Origin of the sequence: Haloarcula sp. CBA1129 (assembly GCF_008729015.1) — an archaeon.
Classification (GTDB): Archaea; Halobacteriota; Halobacteria; order Halobacteriales; family Haloarculaceae; genus Haloarcula.
The window spans coordinates 2683070-2696424 of the sequence record NZ_RKSM01000001.1; the positions used below are offsets into that span (position 1 = coordinate 2683070).

The 13355-nt window shown below is 60.0% G+C and carries 14 protein-coding genes, 1 tRNA gene, 1 other RNA gene and 1 pseudogene; 5 read left to right on the forward strand and 12 right to left on the reverse strand.

Translation table 11 applies throughout. From position 1 onward, the window contains the following. Window positions 1–5: 5 nt before the first annotated feature. From rnpB to Har1129_RS13545, 4 genes and pseudogenes are all read right to left on the reverse strand, one after another. An RNA gene (rnpB, locus tag Har1129_RS13530) (RNase P RNA component) lies at window positions 6–485 on the reverse strand. 133 nt (window positions 486–618) lie between these two features. Further along, window positions 619–1722: pseudogene (locus Har1129_RS13535) on the reverse strand (IS630 family transposase). A gap of 303 nt (window positions 1723–2025) precedes the next feature. Continuing rightward, window positions 2026–3789 (reverse strand): nitrite/sulfite reductase, encoded by a 1764-nt coding sequence (locus tag Har1129_RS13540; RefSeq protein WP_151101142.1) that lies wholly within the window; start codon window positions 3787–3789, stop codon window positions 2026–2028. A gap of 92 nt (window positions 3790–3881) precedes the next feature. Beyond that, the gene (locus Har1129_RS13545; RefSeq protein WP_151101143.1) at window positions 3882–4223 is read right to left on the reverse strand and encodes a hypothetical protein; all 342 of its coding nucleotides are present in this window, start codon (window positions 4221–4223) and stop codon (window positions 3882–3884) included. Between the two features lie 235 nt (window positions 4224–4458). Here Har1129_RS13545 and Har1129_RS13550 point away from each other — a divergent pair, with 235 nt between their 5' ends. From Har1129_RS13550 to Har1129_RS13565, 4 genes are all read left to right on the forward strand, one after another. Continuing rightward, window positions 4459–4641: a hypothetical protein gene (locus Har1129_RS13550; RefSeq protein ID WP_004594137.1), complete on the forward strand. Its 183-nt coding sequence runs from the start codon at window positions 4459–4461 to the stop codon at window positions 4639–4641. A 129-nt stretch (window positions 4642–4770) separates the two neighbouring features. Continuing rightward, window positions 4771–5448: a hypothetical protein gene (locus Har1129_RS13555; protein WP_151101144.1), complete on the forward strand. Its 678-nt coding sequence runs from the start codon at window positions 4771–4773 to the stop codon at window positions 5446–5448. A gap of 34 nt (window positions 5449–5482) precedes the next feature. Then, a tRNA-Lys gene (locus Har1129_RS13560) sits at window positions 5483–5556 on the forward strand. Between the two features lie 194 nt (window positions 5557–5750). Next, on the forward strand, window positions 5751–5978 hold the full coding sequence (locus Har1129_RS13565; protein ID WP_151101145.1) for a hypothetical protein: 228 nt from the start codon (window positions 5751–5753) through the stop codon (window positions 5976–5978). A gap of 36 nt (window positions 5979–6014) precedes the next feature. On the opposite strand, the gene Har1129_RS13570 is transcribed toward Har1129_RS13565, so the two are convergent. The 4 genes from Har1129_RS13570 to Har1129_RS13585 all read right to left on the reverse strand — a co-directional run bounded on the left by Har1129_RS13570 (window position 6015) and on the right by Har1129_RS13585 (window position 7985). Further along, the gene (locus tag Har1129_RS13570; RefSeq protein WP_151101146.1) at window positions 6015–6884 is read right to left on the reverse strand and encodes a hypothetical protein; all 870 of its coding nucleotides are present in this window, start codon (window positions 6882–6884) and stop codon (window positions 6015–6017) included. Window positions 6885–6993: 109 nt separating this feature from the next. Beyond that, on the reverse strand, window positions 6994–7326 hold the full coding sequence (locus tag Har1129_RS13575) for a hypothetical protein (protein ID WP_151101147.1): 333 nt from the start codon (window positions 7324–7326) through the stop codon (window positions 6994–6996). Window positions 7327–7385: 59 nt separating this feature from the next. Then, window positions 7386–7565 carry a hypothetical protein gene (locus Har1129_RS13580; protein ID WP_151101148.1) on the reverse strand — a complete coding sequence of 60 codons (180 nt, stop codon included), beginning with the start codon at window positions 7563–7565 and terminating at the stop codon, window positions 7386–7388. A gap of 111 nt (window positions 7566–7676) precedes the next feature. After that, window positions 7677–7985 (reverse strand): hypothetical protein, encoded by a 309-nt coding sequence (locus tag Har1129_RS13585; RefSeq protein WP_151101149.1) that lies wholly within the window; start codon window positions 7983–7985, stop codon window positions 7677–7679. 79 nt (window positions 7986–8064) lie between these two features. On the opposite strand from Har1129_RS13585, the gene Har1129_RS13590 reads away from it, so the two are divergent. Continuing rightward, window positions 8065–8478: a hypothetical protein gene (locus Har1129_RS13590; RefSeq protein WP_151101150.1), complete on the forward strand. Its 414-nt coding sequence runs from the start codon at window positions 8065–8067 to the stop codon at window positions 8476–8478. Between the two features lie 138 nt (window positions 8479–8616). Here the strand turns inward: Har1129_RS13590 and Har1129_RS13595 are convergent, their stop codons facing one another. The 4 genes from Har1129_RS13595 to Har1129_RS13610 all read right to left on the reverse strand — a co-directional run bounded on the left by Har1129_RS13595 (window position 8617) and on the right by Har1129_RS13610 (window position 13116). After that, complete coding sequence (locus tag Har1129_RS13595) at window positions 8617–9714, reverse strand: signal peptidase I (protein ID WP_255518346.1); 1098 nt, start codon at window positions 9712–9714, stop codon at window positions 8617–8619. Window positions 9715–9858: 144 nt separating this feature from the next. Beyond that, window positions 9859–11082, reverse strand: coding sequence for a DUF5305 domain-containing protein (locus tag Har1129_RS13600; RefSeq protein ID WP_225307814.1), 1224 nt, complete (start codon window positions 11080–11082; stop codon window positions 9859–9861). A gap of 175 nt (window positions 11083–11257) precedes the next feature. Further along, a complete protein-coding gene (locus Har1129_RS13605) occupies window positions 11258–12550 on the reverse strand; it encodes a LamG domain-containing protein (protein WP_151101153.1) in 1293 nt (430 codons plus the stop codon). Then, entirely contained in the window at window positions 12547–13116 is a 570-nt protein-coding gene (locus Har1129_RS13610) for a hypothetical protein (protein ID WP_151101154.1), read from the reverse strand. The genes Har1129_RS13605 and Har1129_RS13610 overlap by 4 nt, the downstream gene beginning before the upstream one ends. Between the last annotated feature and the right edge of the window lie 239 nt (window positions 13117–13355).

Genomic DNA, 13355 nt, shown 5'->3' on the forward strand with positions numbered 1-13355 from the left:
GAAGTGGCTGCGGGGAGTAAGCCCCCTTCTGTTCGGGCCAGCATTCGGCTGAGCGGCCACGTCCAGCGCTTGCGCGCAGCGTCGGACTACCTGTCGACGCGGCCTTGCACCGGTGAGGTTTCGCCGTTCCATCGGTCCGTCGCCGGGAGCGTGGAGCACATTTGTGGTCCACGGATTGCGTGGGGCGTCTCAGACGGCCCACGCGTGGGGCGCGTCAGCGGCCCACGAACGCGCGTCCCGGAGTCACCGGGTCGCGACTGCCCTCGGTGGGTTAACTCTCCCTCGCTTTGGCGGCGTGCTGCACCGTCTGGTGGAGCACGGGTCGCCTCGCTCGGGATTCGCACACCTCATCGGTCCGGCGACGACGTGTCGTTGCTGTTCCAGAGCCGACGGTCTCCCGCCCCGGGCTTGCGCCCGGTCACCTGTCCGACAGGTGGGGGGACTTTCCTCATGGCTTGCGCCACGGGAGCCGGCCTCCCGCTGCCAGATACTGCTACGCCAGTGCGGCGAATAAGGCTTACCAACCACCTTTTTTCACCGGGGCTTCGCGCTCGCCGTCGGCGAGCGCTCAACCCCGGCCAAAAAACGTGGGCGAAAAAAGCGCGAATCGCGTAGTACCTAGCGTAACTTTTGAAGATAACTGCCGAGATGATTGTCGATCCAAGAGGCCGCGAAACTCAGCTGAGCTGTGAGCTTCTCAAAGAGTTCGGTGAGGAGAGCGCGGTATTCTGCCGCGTTCTCCACAATCAACGGTGACGCTTCCCATTTCAGACTCTTCCAGACCTGCTCGATTGGGTTGAGATCCGGTGAGCCAACGGGGAGAAACACGAGGTCAATCCCGAGTTGATGGGCTCGCTTGCGTGTATACTCGCACACGTGTGAAGAGAAGTTATCCAAAACGAGCAGAATCCGAGCCAGCGGATTCTGCTCGCGGATCCCCTCGAGACACTCGCAAATTCGCTCTTTCTCCTGAGTGGTTGGAAACTGAAGTACACTCTCACCAGAGAGTGCATAGAACCCGACCGCTGGTTCGTCTAACTTCACCAGCGGTCGGGTGATGTGAGGGTCGTCGACGGTGTAGAGTCGCTATGAGTTGTCCCACGGTTGCGGATGCGATGTGTCGAGGAATCCAAGTACAGTTCCACCGTCCGTACGGATCTCTTCGTCAACGACCCAGCCTTCCTCGTCGTCTCCATCGCGTTTGTTGTGGGGCTCATCAGACCCCTCGTCGAACACGTCGCTGACGCGTTCGTCGAGGATCTCTTCGGCATTCTCTGGCCGTGATGGACGCTTAGTCCGTGGAATTGCGTAGGAGAGGCCGAGCTTTTCGAGGAATGTAGTGAGGTGGGCTGGGTGAAATTCAACGTCGAACTCCTCGTTGATGAGGTGCTGTATCTCCTGTTTCTTCCAGGGTTGGCCCTCACGGAGCAGGTCCAGGAGGCGTTCTCGTTGGGCTGGGCCGAGCTTCGGGGGCCTGCCGCCCCCGAAGTTCGGCATCAAAAGTCCGAGACCACCCTTGTTCCACCGACGAGCCCAGCGTGTTCCTGTTGCGGAGGACCTGCCGACGTCGTCGGCAGCGTCCTCCAGGGTCGCCCCCTTGTACAGCCGCTTAATGAAGATCAGCCGCTCAGTGAGTTTCTCATCCGTAGACTCTGTGAGGAGTCGATCGAGATCGTCCTCACTGAGGTGACGAACGATCTCTTTGCGGCGATCTCCAGACATACTCATACATCATATTCCACCTTCATAACTTCCACTAGCCACTACGCGATTCGCGTGAAACCGCTCGCTTCGCTCGCGGTATGCTCGACAGCAGCAGTACTGTATTTGTGTCCCGTTTGCAGGCAAGCCTGCCCTTCCCCGTCTTCGTGAGCGAAGCGAACGAAGGCTCGTCAGAGCAGCGCTCTGACGGAGGGTCGCGCGACGGAGCGCGCTCCCGGCCACGGCAGAGAAGAGAAGTAATCAAAACGCGGGCAGCCACGCGAGTCAGCGACAATCGAACCGAGAGTGCCCAGTAGCGTGGACTTAGTCGTCGGACGGCAGCGGCTCGCCGGAGCCGTCGGTCGGCGCGGGCGAGGACTGCATGTCGTCGTCCTCTGCGTAGGGATACCACGTCATCTTCGTGTTGTGCATGTACGGGTCGTCGTAGTCCGTCTCTTCGGGTTCGACCATCTCGGCCAGCGTCTCCTCGTCGCGGTCCTCAACGAAGTCACGGAAGGTCTCGCCGCCCTCGCGGGCGTCCTCGAAGTTGTTGACGAGGTTCTTGATCGCGCCGGGGACTTCGTCGGCCGGGACACGCATCTCCACCCAGTCGGCGAAGCGCGGGTCGTCGCCGAGGCCGCCGCCGAGACCGATGTCGAGCGCCTCGACCGGCTCGCCGTCCTTGCGGGTCTTCATCCCACGCAGGGACACGTCGGCGATCTGGGGCTGGGCACAGGAGGCCGTACAGCCCGAGAGGTGGATGTGGAAGTCCTTGTGGTCTTCGGGCAGTTCGACGTTGTCCTTGAGCCAGCGGGCGTAGCGGACCTGCCGGTTCTTCGTCTCGACGATAGAGAGCGAACAGTACTCCGTGCCCGTGCAGGCGATGGAGCCACGCATGAACGGCGACGGGTCCGGGGAGTAGTTCTCCAGCAGGGGTTCGCTGGTGAACGCGTCGAGGTTCTCCTCGGGAACGTCGGTGACGATGATGTTCTGGCGCTGAGTCAGTCGGACCTCGCCGGAACCGTACTCGTCGGCGAGTTCCGCGAGTTCGATAACGTCGTCGGCACCCATCCGGCCGACCAGCACGTTCAGGCCGACGTAGTAGTTGCCGTCCTTCTGCTCGTGGATCCCGACGTGGTCGTTGTGCCCGTCCTGAGACCCAGTGTTGTAGCTGTACTGGTCGCGCATGTCCTCGCCTGCGGTCGGCAGTTCGAAGTCGACGTACTCCTCCTGCAGGACAGAGCGCATCTTCTCCGGTCCCCATTCGTCCATGAGGAACTTGATACGGGCGTTGAAGCGGTCCTCGCGGTCACCGTGCTCGCGGAAGAGCGTGGACATACCGTGGGCCACGTCGGCGGCCTGCTCCGGCGGCACCCACACGTCGATATCACGGGCGAGGCGCGGTTCCTTACGGGAGAGGCCGCCGCCGATACGGACATTGAAGCCGAGTTCGCCGTCCTTCTCGGCCGGTTCGAAGGCGAGGTCGTTGATGTCGCCCTGCCCACAGCCCTCGTCACAGCCGGCGATGGCGACCTTCCACTTCCGCGGGAGGTTCGAGTAGTCGTCGTTGCCCTTGAACGTCTCGTGAAGGTCCTCGGCGACGGGCCAAGCATCGACGTGCTCGTGCTTGTCCTTACCAGCGACCGGACAGCCGACGATGTTCCGCCAAGAGTCGCCACAGGCCTGTTGCGTTCCCAGACCGACGGCTTCGAGCTTCTCGAAGATCTCCGGGATGTCCTCCAGCTTGATCCAGTGAAGCTGGATGCTCTGGCGAGTCGTCCAGTCACAGTAGGCGTCGCCGAACTCGGGGTTGTCGGCAGGCCCGCTGGCGTACTCCTTGGCGACCTCACCGATGACTTCGAGCTGGCCGGGCTTGATGACGCCGTTTGGCGTCCCGATGCGCATCATGAAATAGGACTCCTGACCGGAGCGCTGGTGGTACAGCCCCCACCACTTGAAGCGCTCGAACCAAGCGTCGTGTTCGTCCTCCGGGATGGCGTCCCAGCCTTTCTCCGCGAACTCCATCAAATGCTCCCGGATCTCGTTACCGTAAACCTCGTCCTTCCATTTCTCGACTTTACTGGGCATAGCTAATGTGTTCTTCCACAAGTCTCACAGACTTATACAACACACTTTGCCGTCAACCGTCTCCCCCACTCCCCGAAACAAGACATTCTTGCCTATTCTACGGGGTGGGCAAGCCGGGTTCGCTTCTCCGGAAAATGGACGCTCTGGTGGACAACACCGTAGAACTCGCCGGAGTCGGGGTCTACGACGCGGCCGACCGTCAGCCAGTCGGTAACACCGCTTTCACCGCAGGCGATACATTGTCCGGCTATGCGTGCCTGAATGTCCGGGTAATCGATGCCCACCTTCACGAACCCTTCGGCGAGGAAATCCGTCGTCTCACACCCACAGAAGTCGCTTCGCGCCAACAACCACAGGTCCGAGACGTTCACTTCCCGCGAGTCATTGACGGAGATCCAAGCCCCATCATCGAGTTGGTGAACGTCAGTCGTCATTACATCTCATTAGATTCCCGAGGCACCTGAGGGCATCGGCGGTCGCAAGTATCACCGGGTCGAGTCGAATCCGGCGCAGTCATGCGGTGAGTGCATCAGTGGATAATAACCCACTATTTGTTGGGCAGTGTACGAGATACGCACAGATATTGCCTGTAAGTCGCAGTGCGGGCCAAGCTTACAGGAGAGTCCGTGTTTAAGATAATGGGGGCATTATGATGGATTACGACACCACATGGCGGCCACGCAGGTCGCCGCTGTGACAGAAACGATGACGAACGCACAACAGACTCACGACGACGACGCCGAACGCGAAGAGCCGACCACAGACCACCTCGACAATGTCGAGGATGGTTGCGGCTGCACAGAAATCTGGGAGCACATGAGCGAAGAGCGCGAAAGCGCCTCTGACGACTGATACAGACTGTTGTGACTACGTACTGATTGCGCCGACGCCGGGTCGGCGACATCCGGGAATGACTTACAATGGCCTGTATGACACCCCCGTACGGGATACTTTTGTGCGGCGCTCCCCAAGCACGTAGCGATGCCTGAGGGGCCCGACAACTACGTTCCATCGACCGACCGTGAATCACCGGTCGGTAAACCGGTCATCCGCGGGGACCCGGCGCTCACTGGCCAGCGACCCGAGGAAGCCATCGAGTTCGATCCCAACGACTCCGAGAGCCTCGAGCTCGCCGCCAGAACAGTCGAGAAATTCTCCGAGAACACCGCCGGCGCTGACGACAACGTGTTCATTCTGCGCGGCGCAGCCGCGTGCGCTGCCTTGGTCCGCGGTGAAGGGTCCTACAAGGCCGCTGCCGGGCGGGCCGGCGGCGAAGCGTCGGTCTCGTTCATTCGCAAGTGGTCCCGCGTACACGACCTTCCACGATCCGTCCGCATTCACGTTGCCAAGGGAGAGATCGCGCCGACGGCGGCCAAACACATCGCCAGAGTCTCCGGCGAGTCCCGCCTGCTGCTGGCGTGGGCCGCCCTCGACCACGACCTCACCGTCCGCCAGATCCGGTCGGTCGCCAGCAGTGTCAACGACGGGGCGTCCGTCGACGCGGCGCTCGCCAGAAACGGGTACGCGCTGGGTGAATTACGAACACAGCTCGGCCGCGACGCTTACTGCCGACTCCGCCGTCAGGCCGCACTTGATGGGGTGTCTCCGGGGGAAGTCATCAGTGAGGCTATCGAGTCGTACTTCGACGACGGACCGTAAGGTCTTAATCGCCGCTCCCCCGAGCGAATAGCGAGGGCCGGTAGCTCAGTTAGGCAGAGCGTCTGGCTTTTAACCAGATGGTCGGGGGTTCAACTCCCTCCCGGCCCGCTTCTACGACGAACGGATGTGAGGAGTGAAGCGGCTATGGAGAGCGTTGAACCCTGCCAGTCGCGCGCAGCGGAGCGAGCACGTCTGGCTCCGGTTCAACCCTCCCGGCCCGCTGTTCTGTGTACAAGAAGCGGCGCGACAGTGCACAGTTCGAGACCGGTTCATTTACCACCGAGACAGCGAATGTCACCAGTATGGATGGAACTACCGGTACGGTTCAGCGCGTACTCACGCAGCCGTTGCGCCCGCTAGGTGTCACTGTCGGCGTCTTGCTCGTCGTCGCCACGCTCGCAGCGGTTGCCGGGACACCATGGCAGACGCAGGCGTCGATGGGCGCGGTGATTGTACAGATGGTCGCGGCAGTCCTGATGGGTGTAATCGGTATCGGACTGGCGTACATCAGCTGGGCAGCCGACGCGTAAGTCAGTCACAAAAAAGGTCGAAAACGGACGTCGGTGTTATCCGCGGACAGGCATATACGCCATCGAAAGCATCAGCACGGCCGCAATGCCCGAGAGTATCGAGACGCCCCAGAAACCGTTCTTGCGCTCGTGGAAGTAGTCCTGCTGGTCGAGCGTCGTCTGATACTGATCGTACTGCTGAATCGGGACGATCTGGACGGTGCTATGGTCGGGGAAGTGCGTGAAGAACCGCTGCTCGCTCAGCGTGACGTTCCCACCCTCCGAAAGCTCGACGGTATTTTCCCGTGGGGCGAACCATTCGAGCGTCGCGCCGCTATCGGACACCGCTGAGATGGTGGTCTCCTGAGTGCCGCTATCGGTCGCGTACGGGTAGGTATCGCCGGTGGTAAACGTCACCGTCTCCGGTTCCGGGAGCCACTCGTTCAGCGGGACCTGCGTATTGTTCGACTGGTAGACAACGTACTGCGTCCCGTTCTGGGTCGCCAGCGTGTTCTGGACCGAGGAATCCGCGGCGAGGAGCGCGCTGACGTTGAGATCCTCTTCAAGCGTCACCGTGCTCTCGTTGCTGTCGGTGTGGACGCGATAGGTGTCGTTCTGGTAGGTCGTCGTGGCGTTGTGCTCTAATGTTGCAGTATACCGTGACGATTCGTTCGTCCACGAGAGGTCAGCTGCCATACTGCCGCCGCCACCGCCGCCGTGGCCGCCACCGCCGCCACCGGACATGTGGATGTTCGTGGCTGTGTATTCCGTTCCGTCGACAGTGAACGTACTCTCGTTGGTCAGTTCGGCGTCAGCGTCGAGCGACACCGCCGGCCGCTGACTCTCCGCGACGCCGATGTAGGCGTACGCAGCAACACTGATAACGAGGAAGAACGCGAAGTACGCCGCCGCGGCTCGTCGTTGCATATCAGGAGGGTCAGTCGCCGCGCCGTTTAATGATTACTTTTCGAGCGCACCGGTACGCGGGTGGCAAGAGCGTTTCACCCCAGAACGGCGGTGTCGATGTATCCACCAGTCAGGGTGTCTCAGACTCGCCAGCGAGAACGTCGTAGCTGTCGAGCGTCCCTGCCATCGACGGGGCATCCGGATCGTCTTTGCGCTGTGTCCCGTAGTCCATCCACACGCCGCTCGTGTAACTGTACATTTCGAAGGCGGCGTCGGTCTCGACGACGACATCGATGACTGCGTCTTCGGGGGCATCATCGAGAACGACAGCCGACCGAATGTCGTTGTCGTGGTGCATCACCCAGACTGCGACAGCACCGTCGATGTCGTCCAGCAGGGCACTGGCTTCCGCCAGCGAGAGCGGGCGGTGAGGCCAGTTGTCGGCGGGTTCTGGTTCGTCCATACCAGTAAAATGGGCCGGAACAGCATCGGTGTTCCCCCGTTGCCGGAGTCGCCCGACCGTCAGTCGGCGAAGTAGCTGGTGAAAAAGCCGGACAGGAACGACGAGATAGCGACGGCCATGGCCATGTCAGTCAGGCTCCACGGCGCGTCTTCGTCGTCGGCCAACCAGACAGTGATAGCGACGCTGACGACCAGTGAGACGATGCCATTGAGGAGGTGCTTGTTCTTGAACAGGCTCATACGCCTGTTCGTTGGTGCGGGGTTCGTATAGAGATTACCCACAAGCGATGTGTCGCTGACTGAAACGTGGCCACTGAATTCGCTTAATGTGAGGCCCTGTCGCTGGGACAGTTAGCCGTCACAGCAAACCGTGTATCGAACGTCGGAGTGGACCAGCGATTCGACCCGCTCGACAACGCTATCGATAGTCTCGAACTGCCCGAACTTGCTCACGACCGCATCGTCCGCGCGGACCACGACTGTCCACCGGTGACCGTCTGGACCATCGTTCCGCTCGAACGCGAACTCGCGGTCTGGCAGCCGAGCGACGACTGGGCCGTCGGTGGTGACCGCCCACGACACGCTACCGGCGAGTGTGCGGTCCAGTGCCGTTTCGAGTCGTCGGGCGAGTCTGGCCATCGGTTCGTCCTGTGCGTCCATAGGGAAGCGTTGGGGTCCAGAAGCATAAGCCGTTGTGACACTACACAACGTTCAAACGGCCGAAACCCGTACAGAGGATGTGACTCAGTCGCTTCTCGTCTACGACGGCAGTACTGACCTGTTCCGGCGCGCTGCCGAGACGGTAACTCGCTGTGCCACGGACATCACGCCCGTCCCTTGGGAATCCGATGCGATTCAGGCGTTTCTCCGAGCGCAGTTCGACGACTCACCGTTCGCGTTCATTCTGATCGAAGGGGAGTCCGTCCACGTCGGCGAAGCGGCTGTGAAGGAAGCGCTGGAAGGACTTGATGTCGCATCCCCTGTCGCCCGGTTGGCCGAACAGGTGTATCCCACCGCTGCTGCGCCGTTCGGGCGCGTCGTCCACGGACAGGCCCCGTCCGATATCCACGGGACCTTTCCACTGGACGAGACGGCGAAAAGCCACATCGAACCGCTTCGGAAGGTCCACACGATCCCTGTCGAAACAGAGTAAGTGGGTGAGCAGTGACATAGCCGATCGAAACTGGCCCGTTGCGCGATAGAGTGGCCTGCGAGCACAACAGTTGCCGTTGGCGACGAGTCTGGACGATGCACCGCCACGTACGCCACGCTACATTGAGCAGTCGCATCGTCACAGCAGTCGACGCTTTAATCGGAGGGACAGTGAAATGTCCCGGTCGGTGTCACGGACACGTCGCTTGCTTGTCCCGAGCAACCCGATGACGAATGCCAGTACAGCCACAGTGAGCGCCGCATTAATCACGCCCAGTGCCACCAGTGGGTGAATATCATGCATTGCGATAATGACAGTCGGTGGCAGCAAAACGATGTATCGGTACTCAGAGACGGTCACTACCTTCTGCTCGCCCCGTGGCGGTGCGGGCGTATACAGCGATGTTGAGGTCGTTTCTCCGCCGGGGACATCGAGCCACCGGTTCTCGATTGTCGTCTGACCGGACGCGTTAAACACGACGAGCATTGTCACCAGCGCGTCTTCGTTGTTGGCTACAAGCGTGGCTTCGACCGGCTCACCGGCGGGAATATTGTTTCCGGTTGCGATCTCACCGGCCGGGATCTGGTGGGTTGAGCTCGGGGCCACCATTGCGATGTTGGCCGGCACAATGATGATTGCGGTCAGAAAGAGCGCGGCGTACCGCGGATCAAAGGTATCCTGTCCGCGCGAACGTGCTCGTTCGCGTGAGGAGCCATTCACGATCCCACTGCCGATGCTTATTGCAAACAGTATCACGCCGGAGACTAGCATCACAGAGCCCGCCTGCCAAGACTCGGCTGCCTGCTCTACTCCGAGGACCGTCGTAACCGCAGTCAGTATGTTCGTGACAACGACACGGCCGGCGAGGATGGCCGTGCCGAGGTTCGGGATTGTCACCACCTGTCCGCCGGGCTGCCAAGCGACTGCGACGATCTGGCTGTCGGTCACTGGGGGTTCAGCCCCGTCCTGATCTGTGAACGGGTTTGCATCCCCCCGCGTAATGTATCCCCGCTCGGTTTCGCCGACGACGCGGTGTGTCGTCAACTCCCCACCGCGAATCTCCTGTGACTGGAAGACGATGACATCGCCCTGCTCAATGTCGCCTGCGACCTGCTCCGGAATCGCAACGAAGCCATCCCCCTCCTGAATCGTTGGCGACATACTTCCGGACACGACGAAGCTCAAAAGCACTGGCTGCCCGACCAGTGCGCCCACGATGAGTGTCAGGACCAACACGAATCCGGCGATTGTCAGCCCCCTCGTCACATATGTTCGGAGCATCCAGTGTATCGCTACGCGATGTAGACCAGCAGAATATAAATCGGTGTTGCTCAGTCAAGCAGAGCGATCAGCAATTACAGGACGTGCTGGTCGATGGTGTCACCTGTCGTTCGAGTCGCGTGTGTCGCTTTCATCGGGATGTGTCCCACCAGCGCTCTCGGTCGAGTCACTGAACAGCAGGCTGGAAAGCGACGCTGTCCCTTGTTCTGTGTCTTCCGCGACAGGGTCTGTGTCGCCAGTCGCCGGTGACGCAAGCGGGTCGACGGCTGGCGGAGCCGTGTACGTATAGATTTCGCTGTCGACGAGGACGGCGTACCGCTCTCCGTCTTCGAGGACGCGCCTGTCGCTGTCGATAGCGATGTCGACGAGGTCGACCAGCGAGTCCGTCGGCACGGGCGTCCGGTCGTCGGCGTCCGGGATCCGTGCCGTCGAGATCCACTCGTCGAAATCGTCACGCGCACGCTCGAACTCGTTGCGCGCTCGCTCGCGGTCGGTGACTGCAAGCCAGCCACGCCACCGTGCCGTCCCGAGGAAAGCCATGGAGAGCAGTCCGAGCGCACAGAGTCCGGGCCCGCCGTACAGTTCCAGCCGTGTCGGCTCGATAGTCCGGGTCACCTGCTCGGTCGCCTCGTAGGAACTCGCGTCCTGCGTCGTCGTGCTAACGCGATAGACACTCCGGCCGGGCACGATCTCGATGCGGTCGGTGCGGGTGTCGGTGAACGTCTCCCCGTCGACCGACGACTCGACGGTCGTGTCGGCGACGAGCAACACCTCGGTCTGTCCGGGGGCAGCCCCGAGGTCGTTCTGTATCGCCTCTGTGCGGTTGAGAATCATCGGAATGTCGACATTGACGGTCGTTGCGGTCGCCCCGCCGTCCTCGGTTTCGACGCTCTCAATCGTCTCAAGCGAGTCGCGTGTCTCCCAGTGGACCACCTGATTCCCGTTCCGCTCCTCGACCGCACGGATGACCAGCGACAGGTCCGTCGAGGTGACTGCCGGGTTCCCGTCGGTGTTGTCGTGTGAGACCGTGTACGTGCCCTCAAGCTCGGGCGACGCCGTCGTGAAATACAGCGACCGGTTGGTGAGTTCCTCGCCCGCGCTGAACACCTCTGTGTCACGCGTCACTGTCGCGCCGTGTTCGAACTCGCTTTCCACCGTCCACGTCCCAGTCGTTTGCTGTTCGACGACCGTTTCCGCGCCGTCGACGTGGCTGTCGTACGTGACGTAGCCGCCAGCGAGCGCTAATCCAAGTGCAACGAGTAGTACGAGTACAAACCAGCGGTTGAGAGCGGAGCGGACAGACACTGAAAGTAGATTATTCATTTTCACCATCCCCAGTAATCTGCGATACAATGTGCCACTAACACTATCGAGACCGTCACACCAGCGTTTTTTGCTTCATTTGGTTCGCTGTTGGCCATATTGTTCGTTGCACGCGCCACGTCAAGATGTGGAGCAGATACCGCTGTGGTTTTTCCGATAGGCACAGTCACAGAATTCACCCACCGATGCTACCGCCATCGCCGTCTTTACTTGTCTCGTAGAGACTTTTCACCTGCTCGGTGGTGAGCGCAGTGTCGTAGGCTTTTGGCTCGTCCATGAGGCCATTGAACGGAAAAATGAGGTTGTCATCATCGTCGATCCCGTTGCCGATCCGGAGTGGTTCATCGGATCCAATCGGATCACCCAGTTCGTTCTTGTACCTTCTCCTTTCAGTCCCATTGAGATACACTCTATCTTCCACTTCGTCATTTTCTGATCTGTGGGTCCAGACAACATGGGACCACTGATTTGAGGCCACCGAGACGTCCGTAGTTATGTATTTCCCAGTCTGCTTCGCAGTTTCTATCCCGAGGTTATCGCTTCCTGTGAGAAAGAACTGGTACCCCTTTTCGGTACCAGAATCCCATTTACTGAACAGTCGTGCGAAGTTATTCTGCCCTGTTGAATATATCCAAACCGAAAGTGAGAAGCCACCAGTAAAGTCCAGTTGGTCAGAGTCGCCTGCAGTGAGAACACTAGTATTAGAGCTGTACTCGCCTCCAAAACCGAGGACTGAGCCACGCGTTTCATCTGTTTCCTTGATAGGTTCATAGTCGTAGTCTCGGCGGAATTCGAACTTCCGGCGGCAGAAAACAAACCCTGAGAAGTCCCGCTCTCTGTAAACATTATTCCCACTCCATATATCCGTGGTAAGAGTTCCGTCGTCGGCGTTATCGTCACACGGACTTGGGTTTCGAACCGTAGCGAAGTCCCAGTACGAAAGCCGCGGGTCGTCGTAGGTAACGGTAGATGCCCGTTCGAGCGTTACTTTTTGATTGTCGTTTTTGGTAGCAACGGAGACATCCAGAGTGACGTCGTACGTGCTGTTGTCAGAGTCGGCAGGCGCTGACGAGAGCGTGTCAAGGGTTGCTTTGATACTCTCGGTAGATTCTGTCGCGATCGTATCTGGGATGTCGAGAATATTGTTGGGACCTCCTTTGAACAGCGTGTCGGGCTGAACGATGTTCCCATTACTATCTTTAATCTCAACATTCGCCGATACGTCGTTGATATTTACGCCCAAGTTGTTTGTCAGTTCGATCAGTGACACTGTCTCCCCGGGTCCTCCGCTGGAAGTTTTTGTCTCAACTCCGACAAGGGGACCACTGGAACTGTCGTCAGCCGTCGTGTCGATGTTTACCTGACGGTCAGCAGTCACGTCTGTGAACCCGCCAGTCCCCCACGTAAGGAGCCCGGCGCCGCTACCCATAAGCGCGAGTGCACTCCGGCGAGTCCACTCCTTGCTCATGTTTCAACGTCCGGTGGCTTCCTGCCGGCTCCCAGACGGAGCTGCCGACTCTGCCAGACGTGATACAGCCCGGAGCAGAGGAACAGCGCGACGACGAGGGCCGCCCACGCGAGGTCGGGCACGCTTGCCGGAAACACGCCCAGCCCGGCCGCGCCGACGACAGCACCTGAGAGGACTGCCAGCCCGAGGTAGTACTGTCCCCACGGGATGGAGTCCTCCGGCACGACATCCATGTACACGTCGAGATCCGCCGCCTGCTCGGTCAGCGTAACCGTGCCGTTGTCGTAGTCGATTACGCCCGCGCGGTCCATCGCGGGCAAGTGCGTCTGTTGCATCGACGTGTACACGCGATGGCGCTCGTCGGACGTAATCTCACTCTGCGCTTTCCCGTTTTCCCACGCCGCCACCTGCTCTGCGATATCCGACAACTCAGACGCACCGTCCGTCTGCTTCGCTACGTGGAGCGCGTATCGCCGGCGGTGATTACTGAGTAATTCAAACACCTTGTCCCGCGTAATCGCGTTACCAGCCCCTGTCTGGTCGCTTTGCTTCCCACCCACAGCCATTAGCTATTGGTTTGTTTATAGTATAAAAAGTCTTCTGGAGTGTCACTGGTAACAAAGCTGTATGTATGCTGGAAAGCTAGCAGATAGGGTCTGCCATTGAATGCTTCAAACATGGTGTTTACAGACTGCTATTTAGAGCTATACTGGGGGAACAATAGATTGATCGGCGTTTCATCGCGCTCTGCCAGCGATTACCCCGTAAAGCTACGCCACGGTGTGCCAGTCACAGCGGGCACAAG

Bases quoted from the DNA above. Each gene is read 5' to 3' on its own strand.
- Har1129_RS13540 (WP_151101142.1), bottom strand. From the start codon at position 3,789: ATGCCCAGTAAAGTCGAGAAATGGAAGGACGAGGTTTACGGTAACGAG.
- Har1129_RS13545 (WP_151101143.1), bottom strand. From the start codon at position 4,223: ATGACGACTGACGTTCACCAACTCGATGATGGGGCTTGGATCTCCGTC.
- Har1129_RS13550 (WP_004594137.1), top strand. From the start codon at position 4,459: ATGGCGGCCACGCAGGTCGCCGCTGTGACAGAAACGATGACGAACGCA.
- Har1129_RS13555 (WP_151101144.1), top strand. From the start codon at position 4,771: ATGCCTGAGGGGCCCGACAACTACGTTCCATCGACCGACCGTGAATCA.
- Har1129_RS13565 (WP_151101145.1), top strand. From the start codon at position 5,751: ATGGATGGAACTACCGGTACGGTTCAGCGCGTACTCACGCAGCCGTTG.
- Har1129_RS13570 (WP_151101146.1), bottom strand. From the start codon at position 6,884: ATGCAACGACGAGCCGCGGCGGCGTACTTCGCGTTCTTCCTCGTTATC.
- Har1129_RS13575 (WP_151101147.1), bottom strand. From the start codon at position 7,326: ATGGACGAACCAGAACCCGCCGACAACTGGCCTCACCGCCCGCTCTCG.
- Har1129_RS13580 (WP_151101148.1), bottom strand. From the start codon at position 7,565: ATGAGCCTGTTCAAGAACAAGCACCTCCTCAATGGCATCGTCTCACTG.
- Har1129_RS13585 (WP_151101149.1), bottom strand. From the start codon at position 7,985: ATGGACGCACAGGACGAACCGATGGCCAGACTCGCCCGACGACTCGAA.
- Har1129_RS13600 (WP_225307814.1), bottom strand. From the start codon at position 11,082: ATGAATAATCTACTTTCAGTGTCTGTCCGCTCCGCTCTCAACCGCTGG.
- Har1129_RS13605 (WP_151101153.1), bottom strand. From the start codon at position 12,550: ATGAGCAAGGAGTGGACTCGCCGGAGTGCACTCGCGCTTATGGGTAGC.
- Har1129_RS13610 (WP_151101154.1), bottom strand. From the start codon at position 13,116: ATGGCTGTGGGTGGGAAGCAAAGCGACCAGACAGGGGCTGGTAACGCG.